The organism is Methylobacterium frigidaeris (genome assembly GCF_022179185.1).
In the GTDB taxonomy this organism is placed as follows: Bacteria; Pseudomonadota; Alphaproteobacteria; order Rhizobiales; family Beijerinckiaceae; genus Methylobacterium; species Methylobacterium frigidaeris.
The window spans coordinates 93448-110268 of record NZ_BPQJ01000007.1 but is presented as its reverse complement, the minus strand read 5'-3'; the positions used below and the strand labels follow the sequence as shown (position 1 = coordinate 110268).

The window sequence follows — 16821 nt, the reverse complement described above, 5'->3', positions numbered from 1 at the left end:
GATGCGCCGGTCGCCTTCCCAGCGACGGGTCGATGCGAAGGCGCATGGGTACGACGCGCGAGTCCGGAGCGGGGCGCCCCGCTCCGGCAAAGATTACGCGCAGTTCATGGAGCGGAGACACCCGCGTAAGCCGGAGGAGTCCATAACGGCATCGTCGCCGGACGCGGCGGCGCCCTCATCCCCCCGGGCGTCGCCGCGCTTCAAGGCCCCGAGGGCCGAGGCGCCGGGTCATCATCGTCGCCCCCCAGACGACCCGGTGCATCGCGCCACGGCAGGTCGAGCCCCCCGCTCGGCCTGCCGACCCCCGGCGGCGATGCCCGACGTGCCGTGATCCATCCCCCCGAGACAGCGGCACGTCGGGCGGGGCCCGCCCCGGGTCCAGGGCGCCAGGATCCAGGAACGGAACCCTCCCGCGCGCCGGGGATCTGCCGTAGAATGCCCGACATGCGCCTCCTGATCATCGAGGACGACCGCGAGGCGTCCAGCTACCTGTCCAAGGCCTTCCGCGAGGCCGGCCACGTCGCCGACACCGCCGATGACGGGCTCGACGGCTACGCGCTGGCGCGCGAGGGCGCCTACGACGTTCTGGTCGTCGACCGCATGCTGCCGAAGCTCGACGGCCTGTCGCTGATCCGCTCCCTGCGCGAGCAGGGCGTCGAGACGCCGGTGCTGATCCTCTCCGCGCTCGGTCAGGTCGACGACCGGGTGAAGGGCCTCAAGGCCGGGGGCGACGATTACCTGCCCAAGCCCTACGCCTTCTCCGAGCTGATGGCCCGGATCGAGGTCCTGGCCCGCCGACGCGGCGGCGGTGCGGCGGCGGAGGCGACGAGCTACCGCGTCGGCGACCTCGAGCTCGACCGGCTGTCGCACCGGGTCACCCGGGCCGGCCAGGAGATCCCGCTCCAGCCGCGGGAATTCCGCCTGCTCGAGTACCTGATGCGCCATGCCGGCCAGGTCGTCACCCGCACGATGCTGCTCGAGCACGTCTGGGACTACCATTTCGACCCGCAGACCAACGTCATCGACGTCCACGTCTCCCGCCTGCGCGCCAAGGTCGACAAGGGCTTCGAGCGCCCGATGATCCACACCGTGCGGGGGGCCGGCTACATGGTCCGCGCCGGCGGCGAGGCGTGAGCGCGCCCGCCGCGCCCGCCGGGCATGACGGAAGGCATGACGGGATCCTGGCGCGCCTCGGCACGCTGTTCCGCACCACCGCGTTCAAGCTCTCGCTCGCCTACCTTCTGGTCTTCGCCGCCTTCGCGTTCTTCGCGCTGGGCTACGTCGCCTGGAACGCCCGGCGGGTCCTCGACGACCAGATCGTCTCGACCATCGAGGCCGAGATCAACGGCCTCTCCGACCAGTACGCCACGGGCGGCATCCGCCGTCTCGTCAGCGTGGTCGAGCGTCGCTCGCGCGAGCCAGGCGCCTCGCTCTATCTCGTCACCACGCCGGCCGGCGAGCACGTCGTCGGCAATGTCGAGGCCTTGCCCCCGGGAACCCTCGCCGAGCCGGGCCAGACCGAGACGGCCTATGCCCGCAACACCGACGGCGACCGCCTCGACCACCGGGCGATCGTGCGCATCTTCACCCTGCCGGGGGGGTTCCGCCTGCTCGTCGGCCGCGACGTCGAGGAGCGCGACCGCCTGCGCGCGGTGATCGGGCGGGCCTTCGCCTGGTCGCTGATGCTGGTGGTCGGCCTCGGCTTCCTGGGAAGCTGGTTCATCGCGCAGCGCGTGCTCAAGCGCGTCGACCACATGACCGAGATCACCCGCGGCATCATGGCGGGCGATCTCGACGGGCGGCTGGCGCTCGCCGGCACCGGCGACGAGCTCGACCGGCTGGCGAGCAACCTCAACGCGATGCTCGACCGCATCGGCGAGCTGATGCGCGGCATGCGCGAGGTCTCTGACAACATCGCCCACGACCTCAAGACCCCGCTCACCCGCCTGCGCAACAAGGCCGACGCGGCGCTGCGCGAAGGCCGCGACCCGGACGCCCTGCGGGCGGCGCTGGAAGCGAACATCGAGGAGAGCGACAACCTGATCCGGGTGTTCAACGCCCTCTTGATGATCGCCCGGCTCGAGGCCGGCAATGCCCGCGAGGGGCTGGCCGAATTCGATGCCGGGGCGGTCGCCCTCGAGGTCGCGGAGCTGTACGAAGCGGTAGCGGAGGAACGCGGCGTCGCCCTGCAGGCCGAGATCGAGGACGGCCTGGTGCTGCACGGCAGCCGCGAACTGATCGGACAGGCGATGGCGAACCTGATCGACAACGCCCTGAAATACGGGCAGAAAACCGTCGAGTCGACGGCCGGGCCCGTGGTCTGCGTCGCGGCGCGGCGGGAGAACGGCAGCGTGGTGCTCACCGTGGCCGACCGGGGCGAGGGTATCCCGGAGGCGGAGCGCGGCCGGGTGCTGGAGCGCTTCGTGCGGCTCGAATCCGCCCGCACGCGGCCGGGCTTCGGGCTGGGCTTGAGCCTCGTCAACGCCGTCGCCCGCCTGCACCAGGGCAGCTTCACCCTCGAGGACAACGCCCCGGGCCTGCGCGCCACCCTGCGGATGCCGGCCCTGCGCGAGCAGGCCCCGCGGGAGATGACGGCGTGACCGGCCCGCTCCTCGCGCGCCTGACCCGGGCGCCCCGCCTTGCCGAGCCGGAGCGGGCCAGCTCCCGCCTCGACGACCTCCTCGCCGCGGCGCCGGACCTCGCGGCCCTGCTGGGCGAGGGCGGCCCGGGCCGCGACCTCCTCCTCGGCCTCGCCGACCATTCGCCGTTCCTGTGGGGGCTCGCGGCCCGCGACCCCGCGCGGCTCGCCGGCCTGCTGGAGCGCCCGCCGGAGGATTCGAACGCCGCGATCCTCGCCGACCAGCGCGGGGCCGGCCTTGCCTGGGGCGACGTCGCCCGAACGCTTCGCCGCAATCGCGCCGCCCACGCCCTGCTGGTGGCGCTGACTGACATCGGCGGCGTCTGGTCCCTGGAGCAGGTGACGGCGGCGCTCTCCGATTTCGCCGACGCCTCGGTGAGCGCCGCCGTCGATGCCGCGCTCGTCCAGGCCGCCGGCACCGGCCGATTCCTCCCGCCCGATCCGGCCCGGCCGCAGGAGGGATCGGGCCTCATCGTCCTCGGCATGGGGAAGCTCGGGGCCGGCGAGCTGAACTACTCGAGCGACGTCGACCTGATCGTGCTGTTCGATCCCGACGTCGCGCCCCTGCGCGAGGGCGTCGAGGCGACGCCGTTCTTCAGCCGGATCGCGCAGACGGTCGCCAAGCTCTTGCAGGAGCGCACCGCCGACGGCTACGTCCACCGGGTCGATTACCGCCTGCGGCCCGATCCCGGCTCGACCCCGACCGCCCTGTCGCTCCCGTCCGCCTACACCTATTACGAGACGCTGGGCCAGAACTGGGAGCGGGCCGCCTTCATCAAGGCCCGGCCCGTCGCCGGCGACCTCCAGCGGGCCGAGGCCTTCCTCGCCGAGCTGCGCCCTTTCATCTGGCGCAAATACTTCGATTTCGCCTCGATCGCCGACGTCCACGCGATGAAGCGGCAGATCCACGCCGTGCGCGGCCACGGCGCCATCGCGGTGGCCGGCCACGACATCAAGCTCGGGCGCGGCGGCATCCGCGAGGTCGAATTCTTCGTCCAGACCCAGCAGCTCGTCTTCGGAGGGCGTCGCCCGTCCCTGCGCGGCCGGCGCACCTTGGAGATGCTGTCGGCGCTCCACGACGAAGGCTGGATCACCCCGGAGGCCCGCGACGAGCTGTCCGCGGCTTACCGCTTCCTGCGCACGGTCGAGCACCGGCTGCAGATGGTGGCGGACGAGCAGACGCAGCGCCTGCCGGAGGAGCCGAGCAAGCTCGCGCGCTTCTCCCGCTTCCTCGGCTACCCGGACGAGGCCGCCTTCGGGCAGGCGCTGACCGCCGAGGCGCGCCGGGTGCAGGGGCATTACGCGCTGCTGTTCGAGGCCGAGCCGGACCTCGCGGCGGAGGTGGGCGATCTCGTCTTCACCGGCGTCGAGGACGATCCCGAAACCCTCGCGACCTTGCGCCGCCTCGGCTTCCGAAACCCCGAGCAGGCGACCGAGACGGTCCGCGGCTGGCATTTCGGTCGCCGTCCGGCGGTGACGAGCCCGCGGGCCCGGGAAGTCCTGACGGAGCTGGTTCCGGCCCTGATCCAGGCTCTGTCTGGCACCGCCGATCCCGACGGGGCGCTGGCCGCCCTGGATCGCGCCTTCGGGCGGATGCCGGCTTCGGTCGAACTCCTCACCATCCTTCGCTCGCACGAGCGGCTGCGGCTGCTCTTCGCCGACCTGCTCGGCACCGTGCCGCGGCTGGCCGACACGGTGGCGTTCAGCCCGCACGTCCTCGACGCGGTGATCGACCCCGCCTTCGTGGCGCCGGTCACGGAATCCGACGTCCTGGCCGAGCAGTTCCGCGCCGGCCTCGGCCGGCCCCGCGACCTCGAGGACTTCCTCGACCGCAGTCGCGACGCCGCCCGGCAGCTGCGCTTCGTCACCGGCGCCCGGCTCCTCTCCGGCATCCTGCCGCCCTCTGGCGCCGGCCGGTCCTATGCGGGCATCGCCGAGGCCGCCATCGCGGCGGCCCTCGGAGCTGTGGAGGCCGCTTTCGCGGAGGAGCACGGCCGGGTGCCGGGGGGCCGCTTCGCGATCCTGGGCCTCGGGCGCCTGGGCTCGCGCCAGCTGACGGCCGATTCCGACCTCGACCTCGTGGTCCTGTACGATTTCGATCAGGAGCGGCGCGAGAGCGACGGCCGGCGCCGCCTCGACGCGGCGGTCTACTACAACCGCCTGACCCAGCGCCTCGTCGCGGCGCTCACCGTGCCGACCCGGCGCGGTCGGCTCTACGAGATCGACCTGCGCCTGCGCCCGAGCGGCGGCCAGGGACCGATCGCCAACCAGTGGCAGCGCTTCTCGGCCTATTGGCGCGACGAGGCGGCCCTCTGGGAGCACATGGCGCTGACCCGGGCGCGGGCCATCGCCGGCGACGCGAGCCTGATGCAGGAGGCCGACGAGGCCGCCGCGACGGTCCTGCGCCAGCCGCGCGACGCAAGCGCCGTCGCCGGGGAGGTGCGGGCGATGCGTGCCTTGATCGAGCGCGAGAAGGGCGATCACGGCCCACTCGACCTGAAGCTCGCCCCCGGCGGGCTCCTCGACCTCGATTTTCTGGCGCAAGGCCTAGTCCTGTCCCACGCGGCCGCGCATCCCGATCTCGTCGGGCTCGACGCGCCGGGGGTGCTGGAGCGCGCCGGCACCCGCGGCCTCCTCGATCCAGGCCAAGCCGGTCGCCTGGTCACCGCTTACCGGCTCCTCGACGACGTCCACCATTGGCAACGCCTGATGGTCGAGGGCGATTTCGGCCGCACCGCCCCGCCGGCGGCCCGCGCGCGCCTCGCCGCGGCGCTCGGCCAGCCCGACGAGCCGGCTCTGGTCGCGCAGCTCGCGGAGACACGAGCCGGGGTGCGCGAGGCGTTCGGCGCGATCCTGGGGTGAAGCGGCGCCGGTTCCGAGCGGCAGCGTTTCGCTGCTCGGCCCGCAAGTTTTCGCCGGGAACCGACGTTTCGGCAGGAACCTCCCGAAGGTTCGAGGGTTCTACGCGGGCCCCCTTCCGGGGCTGGCGCCGGCGGCTGCGACGTTCGTCGGATGCGGCGTGCCTGCGTGTTTCTTTCTCATGATGTGAACGGATGCTGGCTCTTAACTCTAGTCCTGGAATGCCCTAGCATAGTATAAGACAAATATATACATGGGTTTATACAGAACTTTTATCCTATAGTTTGGTCTTATGAGATGCTGGTCCGATCTTCTGGGTCTCGCGCAGCCCTCAAAACCTTGATTTACGTAAGATTAGGAAATTTATCGTCTTATTCAGTCCAACAGCATTCTGCCAAGGACTGTGATCGTGCTCGCCAGATTCAAAATTTTGCATAAGCTAACTGCGGCCATCCTGCTGATCGCTACCGTTGTCGGCGGCTGCGTCTGGTATGCGCAGGCGCGCATGACCCAGATCGACGACGCCTACACGGCTTACCTCGCGCGCGAGGCTCGGGCGCCGGCCAGTGCCAATCGTCTCAACCGTACCCTCTACACCCTGAGTTACGCCGTGTTCCGCATCATCGCCGAGACCGATGAGGCACAGATACGTCGGGCGAGCGCAGAGTTCGACGACGGTATCGCCCTGATGAGGACGTCCCTCGCGGAGCTCCGCACCCAAGCATATACCTTCACGGGCCAGGTCGACGCGCTCACCCGCGGCCTCGACGATTTCGCGATCAGGATCGGTGAGGTGCGCACGCTCGCCATGGCGAGCCGCAACGCCGAGGCGGTGGCGCTGTTCCGGCGCAATGTCGATCCCATGCTGAGCGATTTGATCCGGGCGTCGCGCACCCTCGGCACCGACATCCAGAGCTACGTCGACACCAAATCGGCCGACCTCACCGTCGATACCAACGCCACTCGCACCCGGCTGGTCGCCGTCACCGGCCTCGGCCTCGTGCTGGGCCTCCTCGCGGTCGGCCTGGTCGCGGTGCTCGGGGTGACGCGGCCGATCGGCCGGCTGGTCGGCGTGCTCGAGCGGATGGCGCGCGGCGAGATCGACGCCGAGATCGCCGAGGCGCGCCGCGGCGACGAGATCGGCGCCATCGGTCGCTCGGTCGAGGGCATCAAGGCGATGGTGGCACAGAAGGCCGCCGAGCAGGCGGAGATCCAGCGGATCGCCGACGCGGCCGCGGCCGAGGAGCGCCGGCGCACCATGATGGCCCTCGCCGACGGGTTCGAACAGGCGATCGGCGGCATCGTCGGCCGGGTCGCAAGCTCGGCCACCGAGCTGCAGGCGACCGCCGGTCAGATGACCGCGACGGCGACCGAGACCGCGAGCCAGTCCGCCACCGTGGCGGCGGCCGCCGAGCAGGCCGCCTCCAATGTCGGCACGGTCGCGGCGGCGGCGGAGGAACTGGGGGCATCGGTGCAGGAGATCGGCCGGCAGGTCGACGGCTCAGCCAACCTCGCTCAGGCCGCGGTGACGGAGGCTGACCGGACCGGCGCCCGGGTGCGCGAGCTCAGCCAGACCGTCAGCCGCATCGGCGATGTCGCCGGTCTGATCTCCTCGATCGCCGCCCAGACCAACCTGCTGGCGCTGAACGCGACGATCGAGGCTGCCCGGGCCGGGGCCGCCGGCCGCGGCTTCGCCGTGGTGGCGGCGGAGGTGAAGGAACTCGCCGCCCAGACCGCCCGGGCGACGGAGGAGATCGGCCAGCAGATCGCGGCGGTGCAGGGCGCCACCGGCGAGACGGTCTCGGCGATCACCGCGATCACCGCGCGGATCCGCGAGATCGACACGGTGACGGTGGCGATCGCCGCCGCGGTCGAGGAGCAGGGCGTCGCGACCCAGGAGATCGTCCGCAACGTGTCCCAGGCCGCCACCGGAACCGGCGAGGTCACCGGCAACATCGCGGGCGTCGCCGGAGCCGCAGAGGAGACGGGGGCGGCGGCAACCCAGGTGCTCGCCTCGGCCACCGAGCTGTCGCGCCAGTCAGAGCATCTCGGTGCCGAGGTTGCGCGCTTCCTCGCCACGGTCCGGGCGGCCTGAGGCCTGGATTTCCCGAGGGCCGCCAATGCGATGACCCGGGCCCGCGCAGCGGAGCCCGGGGCTCGGCGCAACCGGCAGGGCGCACGATTCGGGCGCAAGAAGCGGGATGAAACGTCTCCTCCCGAACCCTTAGGGTTCATCCCAGGAGGTGACCGAATGACCGCTTTTCGATGCATCCCGATCGCGACCGAGACGGCCGACCGCTTCCGGGCGACCGGCATGGACGACCGCGGCAACCCGCTCCGTCGGGTCGTCGCGACGCCGGGCGGAGGTTTCCCATGCCGGCACTGCCTGCGTCTCGCCGAGCCCGGCGAGCACATGCTGCTCGGATCGTACGACCTGCCGAAGCCGCTGGGAATCTACTGGACGCCGAGCCCGATCTTCCTGCACGAGGCGGACTGCCCCCGCGCCGAGTCCGTCGGCGAGGTCGCGCCAATCGTGCGGGCGAACCCGCTCGTCTCCGTTCGCGCCTATGACGCCCAGCACCAATGTCTCTACGATCTCGGCCAGGTCTGCGCCGGCTCGGAGGTCGACGCACCCCTCGCGCGCGCACTCGACGACCCTCGCACGGCCTTCGTGAACATCCACACGGCGCGGCCGGGTTGCCTGCTGGCGCGGGTCGAGCGGGTGCCGGTCGAGACTAGGACGTGCTGAGGCGCGCTCGGTGGCCTCGGTACCGATTACGCCCCGATCTCCGCCGCCGCGTCGCGCGCCTCGGCGGCGTCGTTGAGGCCGGGCCGCGGCAGGCGCACCAGCACGATCGTGCCGGTGCCCTCCTCGGAGCGGATGCGGAGGCCCCCGCCGTGGAGCTCGGCGAGCGAGCGGGCGATGGCGAGGCCGAGACCGGAGCCCTTGTAGCTGCGAGCGAAGTTGGTCTCGACCTGCTCGAAGGGATAGCCGAGCTTCGGCAGCGCCGCCTTCGGGATGCCGATGCCGCTATCCTCGACGAAGATGTGAACCGCGTCGATGGCGCGGCGGGTGCGCACCGCCACCCGGCCGGCCTCGGGGGTGAACTTCACGGCGTTCTGGAGGAGGTTGACCAGGATCTGGTGCAGGGCGCGCTCGTCGGCCATCACCAGGGTGTCGGCGCTCATCTCGACGCTGACGGTGAGGCCTTTGGCCCGGGCCGGCTCGGCGATCAGCTTGAGGGCGCGCTCCAGCGCCTCGCTCACGGCGACCGGCTGCTTGGCGAGCTTCACTCGGCGGGCGTCGATCCGCGACATGTCGAGGATGTCGTCGATCACCGACAGGAGGTAGTGGCCGCTCGAGCGGATGTCGCGGCAATATTCGCGGTACTTCTCGGACCCGAGCGACCCGAACACCTCGCTCTCCATCACCTCGGCGAAGCCCAGGATGGCGTTGAGGGGGGTGCGCAGCTCGTGGCTCATATTGGCCAGGAACTCGGACTTGGAGCGGTTGGCGCTCTCGGCCTGGGCCTTCTGGTCGAGGTAGCGCTCGGCCAGGTCGGCGAGCTGCTGGGTCTGGATCTCGAGGGTCCGGCGCGAGCGCTTGAGGTCCGCGATGGTGGCGATGAGCTGGCGTTCCGATTCCACGAGCCGCTCCTGGTGCCGTTTCAGGGCCGTGATGTCGGTGCCGACCGAGACGTAGCCGCCGTCCTTGGTGCGGCGCTCGCTGATCTGCAGCCAGCGCCCGTCGGCGAGCTCGGCCTCGAAGGTGCGGGCTCCCGCTTCCGGGAACTCGCCGGCGGGGATCTCGCGCCGCACGGTCGGCAGGGCGGCGCGCCCCATGATGGCGTCGTATCGGCGGCCGGGCTGGGCCTCGTCGGAGGTCAGGGCGTGCAGGCGCCGGAACTTCGAGTTGCACAGGACCAGACGGTTCTGCGCGTCCCACAGCACGAACGCCTCGGACACCGCCTCGACGGCGTCGCGCAGGCGCATGTCGGCGGTGGCGGTGGATTCGGCGAGGCGGCGCTGCTCCGAGATGTCGATGACGATGCCCACCAGATGGCGGCCATTGTCTTCCAGATCCTGCACGATCTCGGCCCGGGCCTTGAGCCAGACCCACTCGCCGCCGGCGGCCCGGATGCGGAACTCGTGATCGACGGTGGTGTCGCGGGCGGCGAGCTGGCGGGCGAGGCCGTAGAGGTCGGTGTCGTCCGGATGGACCAGGGCGTTGACGTCGCCGAAGGACAGGAATTCCTGCTCCCGCACGTAACCGAGGAGCTGGTACATCGAGTCCGACCAGTAGATCCGGCCCCGCGGGATGTCCCAGTCCCACAGGCCGCAGCGGCCGCGGCCGAGCGCCGTGTCGAGGCGCTGGCGCACCTGCTCGCAGACCCGGTCGACGGCGCGGGCCCGGTCGGCCTGGAGGGCGTAGGCGAGGCCGGTGCAGACCACCACCAGCGTCACGGCGCCGACCAGCACCGCGGCGATGCGGGCCCGCCCGGCCCAGAGGGCTGTGACCGAATCGAGTGTCTGTACCACCGCGACCTGGGTGATCCCGGTTCCGCCCGGGACCGGCCGCACCGTCGCCAACGCCCGCTCGCCGCTGCCAAGCACCACCGGGAGCACGCCGGCGCGCTCGCCCATGATGCCGAGCACCTGCACCTCGCCGACGAACTCGCCGAAATTGCGCGGCAGGCCGGGCTGCTCCGGCAGGGCGGCGAGGATCGCGTCGTCGGCGCCGATCAGGAGCACGCTGCGGCCCGCCGGCAGGCCGCCGGGCGGCACCTGGCGGACCAGCCGCTCGCGCAGGACGGACGGCGCCATCGCCTCGGAGGCGCCGGAGGTCCGGGCGAGGGCGGCCGGCAGGGTCCCGGCCAGCAGGCGGGCGACCAGGTCGATGTCGCGCCGCGCGTCCGCGACCACCTCCTCGCGGTGGCCGGAGAGCTGCAGGGCGGTGACGGTGCCAAGGCAGAGGAGAAAGGCCGCCAGCATCGCCGGGACGGCAAACCGAAGCCAGGATTCCGCATGGGCGAGGCGCTGGTGCGCGGCCTTCGAAACTCGGCTGATCCCGAGGATCGTCGCGGCACGCGCAGAGAAGGGGGCGGGATCCGCCTCCAGCATACCCAAACCCCCAACGGAACAAAAAGACAGATGCCGCGGAGGTTCCCGGCTGGCCCCCGAATCGAGCCTCAATCTGGCATTTCCACAAGCATTTTGTCCAGCGCCTCGCGCCGCAGAAATGAAGTGTTAACCAGCGATCGGAATGATCGCGGGTTCCGCAAAGCGCGCGGTTCTCCCTGCAATCACAAGAGGTTATGCGTTATTTCACGGGTGCGAGCGATCGCCCGGCGATGTCGCTGACGTCGGGAGAGAGACCCGGCGCATCGGCCACCCGCCGCAAGGCGGCTTCCGCCCGCAGGCGACGCTCGCTCTCGACCATACGCCAAGTATTGAAAGCAGTTAGCAGCCGTGCCGCGACTTGGGGATTTTTTCCGTCGAGGGCCAGCACCACCTCCGCCGTCAGGTCGTAGCCTGCCCCGTCCGGGCGGTGGAACTGGGTCGGATTGTTGAGGCTGAAGCTGGCGACCAGCGAGCGGACCCGATTCGGGTTGCCGAGGGAGAAGGCGGGGTGGTTCATCAGCCCGCGGACCCGCGCGAGAGTGCCGGCCTCCGGGATCATCGCCTGCAGGGCGAACCACTTGTCGAGCACCAGTGGCTCGTGGCGGTAGGCCTCGCCGAAGCGGGCGAGCGCCTCCTCCCGGGCCTCGCCCGGCACTAGGCTCAAGGTCGCGAGCGCCGCGAGGCGGTCGGTCATGGTCGTGGCGGCATCGAGCTGCGCGAGCGCCAGGGCGGTGCCGGCCTCGGGATCGGCGGCGGTCACGAGGTCGAGAGCGGCGTTGCGCAGGGCCCGGCGGCCGGCGCTGGCGGCGTCGGGGCTGAAGGGCGCGCCCGGCGGCTCGGCGAGCGCGTCGCGCAAGGCGAGGAGCCGGGGCCCGAGGTCGCGGCCGAGCTGCATCCGTAAGCTCTGGCGCGCGCGCCAGATGGCGTCGGGATCGACCTCGGCGCCGATGGTCTGCGCCACCTCCTGCTCGCCGGGCAGCGTCAGGACCAGGGACGCGAAGGCCGGGTCGGCCAGGGCTTCGTCGTCGAGGAAGGTCGCGAGGGCACGGGTCAGGCCTGCGCCCGCCGGCCCGGTCTCAGGCTTAAGTGGCGCACCGGCCTTCGCCCGGTCGACCAGCACCTCCATGGCGAGGCTCTGGGCCGCCTGCCAGCGGTTGAAAGCGTCGCCGTCATGGGCGAGCAGGGTCAGGCGCTCGTCCCGGGTCAGGGCGTGCTCGACCTTCACCGGGGCCGAGAAGCCGCGAAACAGGGAAGGCACCGGCGCCGCCGCGACGTTCGCGAAGACGAGGCTCTCCTCCGCGGTTTCCAGCACGAAGACGCCGTCCCGCACCCGCTCGCTCACGGCCTCGACCGACCCGCCCTCCGGGGCGACGAGGCCGAGCGCCACCGGGATCACCAGAGGCCGCGGCGCGGCCCCCGCGGCGGCCTCGGTCGCGACCACCGGCAGGCTCTGGCGGAAGGCGAGGGTGTAGGTTTGCGCGGCCGGGTCGTAGGTCCCGGACACCGCGACGGTCGGCGTGCCGGCCTGCTCGTACCAGCGGGAGAAGGCGGTGAGATCGCGCCCGCTCTCCGCCGCGAAGGCAGCGAGGAAGTCCTCCACCGTGGCAGCTTTGCCATCGCAGGTGGCGAAGTACCGGTCCATGCCGCCCCGGAAGGTCTCGGGGCCGAGCAGGGTGCGCAGCATCCGGACGATCTCGGCACCCTTCTCGTAGACCGTCGCGGTGTAGAAGTTGTTGATCTCGCGATAGGCCTGCGGCCGCACCGGGTGGGCCAGGGGGCCCGCATCCTCCGGGAACTGCCGGGCGCGCAGGGTCCTCACCTCAGCGATGCGGTGAACCGGGCGCGAGCGCTCGTCGGAGGAGAATTCCTGATCGCGAAAAACCGTCAGGCCTTCCTTGAGGCAGAGCTGGAACCAGTCGCGGCAGGTCACCCGGTTGCCGGACCAGTTGTGGAAGTACTCGTGGGCGATGATCGCCTCGATGTTGGCGTAGTCCGCGTCGGTCGCGGTGTCGGGACTGGCCAGCACGTACTTGTCGTTGAAGATGTTGAGGCCCTTGTTCTCCATCGCGCCCATGTTGAAGTCGGAGACCGCGACGACGTTGAAGACGTCGAGATCGTAGGCGCGGCCGAAGGTGCGCTCGTCCCAGGCCATCGAGCGGGCGACCGCGTCGAGGGCGAAGTCGGCGCGGCCCTCCTTGCCGGGCTCGACGTAGACGGCGATCTCGACATCGCGCCCCTCCATCGTGGTGAAGCGCGAACCGACCCGGCCGAGGCGGCCGCCGACGAGAGCGAACAGGTAGGCGGGCTTCGGATGGGGGTCGTGCCAGACCGCGTAGTGGCGCTCCGGCCCGGCCTCGCCCCTCTCGACCAGGTTGCCGTTGCCGAGGAGCACCGGCGCCGCCTCCCGGTTGCCTTCGATCCGGGTGGTGTAGACCGCCATCACGTCCGGCCGGTCGAGGAAGTAGGTGATGCGCCGGAAGCCGTCGGCCTCGCACTGGGTGCAGTAGACGCCGTTCGAGCGGTAGAGCCCCATCAGCTTGGTGTTGGCGCTCGGGTTCACCTGCGTCTCGATCTCGAGCACGAAGGGACGCTGCGGCGGCTGGTGCAGGGTCAGCGCCCGGGGCGTGACCTCGATCGCGCCGGGGCCCGTCGGTTGCCCGTCGAGGGCGATGGCGAGCAGGGTCAGCTCGTCGCCGTCGAGGATGAGCGGCGCGCCGGGCGCGCCGGCCGGGTTCGGGCGGAGCGCCAGCGTCGCGGTGACCCGGGTCTCGGTCGGATGCAGGCGCACGTCGAGGTCGACGCGGTCGATCAGGTAATCGCTCGGGCGGTAATCGGCGAGGCGAACGATCGTCTGCATGGCGGTCCTCGGCGGTCTCGCGGGGCGCGGCGGAAGGAGAGAGCCTTTGCACCGGCGCCCGCCGCAGCGCAACGCGGGATCAACGCCGAATCCTGGCCCTCCCCGCCGGTCGAGGGGCGCCCTAGCTACGACGCCGGATCCGGCGCCCGGCACGCGGCGCCTCGACACGAAGGACGGAGCGCCATGGAATACCTGCACACGATGGTCCGCGTCGCCGATCTCGACCGGGCGCTCGACTTCTACTGCAACAAGTTCGGCCTCCAGGAGGTGCGCCGCACCGAGAGCGAGAAGGGCCGCTTCACCCTGGTGTTCCTCGCCGCCCCGGGGGATGCCGCTCGGGCGAAGGACACCAAGTCGCCGCTGCTCGAACTCACCCACAACTGGGATCCGGAAGAGTATACCGGCGGGCGCAACTTCGGCCACCTGGCCTATCAGGTCGACGACATCTATGCGACCTGCCAGAAGCTCCAGGATGCCGGCGTGACCATCAACCGTCCGCCGCGGGACGGTTACATGGCCTTCGTGCGCTCGCCCGACGGCATCTCGATCGAGATCCTGCAGAAGGGCGGCGCCAAGCCGCCGCAGGAGCCCTGGGCCTCGATGCAGAATACCGGCAGCTGGTAGCAGCCGGCGGGCGGGCCGAGGACGGCCCGCCCACGCGTCGAATCTAGGCTTCCGCGGCAGGCGTGATGCCGAGTTCCGCCAGCTTGGCGTGGATCGCCGTGACCGGGCGCTTGAGCTTCAGGCTCATCACCGAGGCCGAGACGCCCTCGCGCGCCATGGCCTTGAGCTGCTGCACGGTCTCGAGCGTCCAGCCCGCCTCGATGTTCCCGCTCATCAGGGTTGCCTCCGTTCTCGCGGCCGCGTCGCGGCGGCCTTGAGACCGGCAGGTAGGGAGGCCCTGCGGCGTGGCAACCCGGGCCTCACGCCCGTCGCAGGTCTCCCCTGCCTTGACGCCGCGCCCCTGCCGTCGCACATCGGCGCCGTCAGCCGGCCGGGCGGCCGCTCCGGTCCTGTCAGCGGGTACGCCCGCGCGCGGGATCCGGGGAGGAAAGTCCGGGCTCCATGAAGAGACGGTGCCGGATAACGTCCGGCGGGGGCGACCCCAGGGACAGTGCCACAGAGAGCAGACCGCCGGGCGGGCCGCGAGGCCCGCGCCGGTCAGGGTGAAAGGGTGCGGTAAGAGCGCACCGCGGACGCGGCAACGCGGACGGCACGGCAAACCCCACCGGGAGCAAAACCGAATAGGGGCGGCACGCGCGAGCGATCGCGCACGGCCTTCTTCAGGCCCGTCGCCCGGGTTGGTTGCTCGAGGCGGCCGGCAACGGCCGTCCCAGAGGAATGGCCGCCACGTCCGGGGGATCCTCGCGGATCATTCGGGCCATACAGAACCCGGCTTACAGGCCGGCTGATACCCAGTTCGCGAAACTCCGTCATAGGGCCGCGGCAGCTGAAATCCAGCGCCCGCGAGGCATCTCCGAGGTAGAGCCGCCGCTGGCGGGCAAACAGGTATGTCCGCCTCGACTTTTCGGCGACGCGCGCAGTGGTCACAAGCCTTCGTTAACCTTGCTGGTCTCTGATGGCACCGGGGCGGGTGCTGCCCGCCGCGTGTGCCCTCGCGTTGACGACCCCAGAGGCCCATGATACCCCGAGCCATCCCGTCCACGGCGATTCCAGCATCGGCGGCCACGGCCCGCGAGAGCGGGCGTGATGGTCGCGCGTCGATGTCTGGCGTGGGCAAAGCGGCGCCCTGGCGCCGATCCCGGCCGGCCTCGGCCCGGCTCGTGCGGACAGCGGAGCACCATGGATCGTCACGCCTCAAGGCGCGCCCGGCGCGCGGGATCGCCCGTCGTCTCGGTCGGGTCGGGGCGCCGGTCGTGACCGAGGCTGCTCCCCACATCCCGGTCCTGCTGGACGAGGTCCTGACCGCCCTGCGCCTCGGCTCCGGGCCGGCTTCCGTCATCGACGGCACCTTCGGGGCCGGCGGCTACACCAGGGCGATCCTGGCGGCCGATCCCCAGAACCGCGTGCTCGCCATCGACCGCGATCCCACCGCCATCGCCGCCGGCCAGGCCCTGGTCGAGGCCGAGGCCGGGCGCCTGACCTTGGTCCAGGGCCGCTTCGGCGACCTCGACACCATCGCGCGCGACCACGGTTTCGCGGAAGCCGACGGCGTCGTGCTCGATATCGGCGTGTCGTCGATGCAGCTCGACCAGGCGGAGCGGGGCTTCTCGTTCCGCCATGACGGCCCCCTCGACATGCGCATGGAGCGGGCGGGCGAGAGCGCGGCCGACCTCGTCAACGAGGCCTCCGAGGCGGCGCTGGCCGACGTGATCTACCATTACGGCGAGGAGCGCCGGGCCCGCGCGGTGGCCCGCGCCCTGATCGAGGCGCGCCGGCGCGGCCGCATCGAGACCACGGCGGCCTTGGCAGAGGTCGTCGCCGGCGTCGTGCGGGCGGAGCCCGGCAGCGGCATCCACCCGGCGACCCGGACCTTCCAGGCCCTGCGCATCGCGGTGAACGACGAGCTCGGCGAGCTGCAACGGGCTTTGCACGCCGCCGAGCACACCTTGCGGCCGGGCGGCCGCCTCGCGGTGGTCACCTTCCACTCGCTGGAGGACCGCATCGTGAAGCAGTTCTTCTCCGCCCGCAGCGGCCGGGCGGTCGCGGCCTCGCGCCACCTGCCGATGGCCGCGCAGCCCGCCCCGCGCAGCTTCACCCTCGCCACCAAGGGCCCGGTCGCCGCCGGCGAGGCCGAGTGCCGGGCCAATCCGCGCGCCCGCTCGGCCAAGCTCCGCGCCGGCGAGCGCACCGACGCGCTGGCGCCGCCGCCGCTCACGGCGCTCGAAACCCTGGCCTCCCTGCCCGAGACCCAGACGCGGGGAGGGCGCCGGTGATCCGCCTCCTGCACCTCGCGGCGATCGCCGGGCTGATCGCCTCGGCCATCTACGCCTACTCGATCAAGTACGACACGCTCTACCAGGCCGAGCAGGTCGCCAAGCTGAAGACCCGCCTGCGCAAGGAGCGCGACGCGATCGCGGTCCTGCGCGCCGAGTGGCAATTGCTCACCCGGCCGGACCGGCTGCAGGGCGCGGTCACCAAGTACCTCGACCTCGAGCCGATCGGCACGGCCCATCTCGGGCGCCTCGCCGACCTGCCGGCCAAGACCGATCGCGGCGACGAGATCGCCCGCAAGCTCGAGGCCCTCGGCCTCGGCGCCACGGCGACGCCCGCCGCCAAGGAGCGCGCGCCCTCCACCACCGCCGCCCGCAGCGAGGAGCCCCGCACCACCGGCTCCACGTCCACCCCCACCCGCACCGTCACCCCGACGGCCAAGAGGTAGGCG

General features: G+C 71.6%; 11 protein-coding genes and 1 other RNA gene. 9 read left to right on the top strand and 3 right to left on the bottom strand.

Annotated elements, in window-relative coordinates:
* The first annotated feature begins 444 nt into the window (after positions 1 to 444).
* The 5 genes from MFF64_RS09730 to MFF64_RS09710 all read left to right on the top strand — a co-directional run bounded on the left by MFF64_RS09730 (position 445) and on the right by MFF64_RS09710 (position 8246).
* Positions 445 to 1134 (top strand): response regulator transcription factor, encoded by a 690-nt coding sequence (locus MFF64_RS09730; RefSeq protein WP_099905927.1) that lies wholly within the window; start codon positions 445 to 447, stop codon positions 1132 to 1134.
* Positions 1131 to 2600 (top strand): sensor histidine kinase, encoded by a 1470-nt coding sequence (locus MFF64_RS09725; protein WP_099905925.1) that lies wholly within the window; start codon positions 1131 to 1133, stop codon positions 2598 to 2600. The genes MFF64_RS09730 and MFF64_RS09725 overlap by 4 nt, the downstream gene beginning before the upstream one ends.
* Positions 2597 to 5500 carry a bifunctional [glutamine synthetase] adenylyltransferase/[glutamine synthetase]-adenylyl-L-tyrosine phosphorylase gene (locus tag MFF64_RS09720; RefSeq protein WP_099905923.1) on the top strand — a complete coding sequence of 968 codons (2904 nt, stop codon included), beginning with the start codon at positions 2597 to 2599 and terminating at the stop codon, positions 5498 to 5500. Before MFF64_RS09725 ends, MFF64_RS09720 begins: the two co-directional genes overlap by 4 nt.
* Before the next feature lie 502 nt (positions 5501 to 6002).
* Entirely contained in the window at positions 6003 to 7592 is a 1590-nt protein-coding gene (locus tag MFF64_RS09715; RefSeq protein ID WP_099902501.1) for a methyl-accepting chemotaxis protein, read from the top strand.
* Positions 7593 to 7748: 156 nt separating this feature from the next.
* The gene (locus MFF64_RS09710; RefSeq protein ID WP_099902499.1) at positions 7749 to 8246 is read left to right on the top strand and encodes a DUF1203 domain-containing protein; all 498 of its coding nucleotides are present in this window, start codon (positions 7749 to 7751) and stop codon (positions 8244 to 8246) included.
* Positions 8247 to 8272: 26 nt separating this feature from the next.
* Here the strand turns inward: MFF64_RS09710 and MFF64_RS09705 are convergent, their stop codons facing one another.
* Positions 8273 to 10618, bottom strand: coding sequence for a PAS domain-containing sensor histidine kinase (locus tag MFF64_RS09705; RefSeq protein WP_238190575.1), 2346 nt, complete (start codon positions 10616 to 10618; stop codon positions 8273 to 8275).
* Positions 10619 to 10817: 199 nt separating this feature from the next.
* Complete coding sequence (gene pepN, locus MFF64_RS09700) at positions 10818 to 13475, bottom strand: aminopeptidase N (RefSeq protein WP_238190573.1); 2658 nt, start codon at positions 13473 to 13475, stop codon at positions 10818 to 10820.
* Between the two features lie 183 nt (positions 13476 to 13658).
* On the opposite strand from pepN, the gene MFF64_RS09695 reads away from it, so the two are divergent.
* Positions 13659 to 14099, top strand: a complete 441-nt coding sequence (locus tag MFF64_RS09695; RefSeq protein WP_099903030.1) for a VOC family protein — start codon at positions 13659 to 13661, stop codon at positions 14097 to 14099.
* Positions 14100 to 14142: 43 nt separating this feature from the next.
* Here MFF64_RS09695 and MFF64_RS09690 read toward each other — a convergent pair whose 3' ends face one another.
* The gene (locus tag MFF64_RS09690; protein WP_165795732.1) at positions 14143 to 14313 is read right to left on the bottom strand and encodes a hypothetical protein; all 171 of its coding nucleotides are present in this window, start codon (positions 14311 to 14313) and stop codon (positions 14143 to 14145) included.
* 148 nt (positions 14314 to 14461) lie between these two features.
* On the opposite strand from MFF64_RS09690, the gene rnpB reads away from it, so the two are divergent.
* The 3 genes from rnpB to ftsL all read left to right on the top strand — a co-directional run bounded on the left by rnpB (position 14462) and on the right by ftsL (position 16818).
* Positions 14462 to 14891: RNase P RNA component class A (gene rnpB, locus MFF64_RS09685), an RNA gene on the top strand.
* 308 nt (positions 14892 to 15199) lie between these two features.
* Positions 15200 to 16372, top strand: coding sequence for a 16S rRNA (cytosine(1402)-N(4))-methyltransferase RsmH (gene rsmH, locus MFF64_RS09680; protein WP_099902738.1), 1173 nt, complete (start codon positions 15200 to 15202; stop codon positions 16370 to 16372).
* The gene (gene ftsL / locus MFF64_RS09675) at positions 16369 to 16818 is read left to right on the top strand and encodes a cell division protein FtsL (RefSeq protein ID WP_099902740.1); all 450 of its coding nucleotides are present in this window, start codon (positions 16369 to 16371) and stop codon (positions 16816 to 16818) included. Before rsmH ends, ftsL begins: the two co-directional genes overlap by 4 nt.
* Positions 16819 to 16821 lie beyond the last annotated feature (3 nt).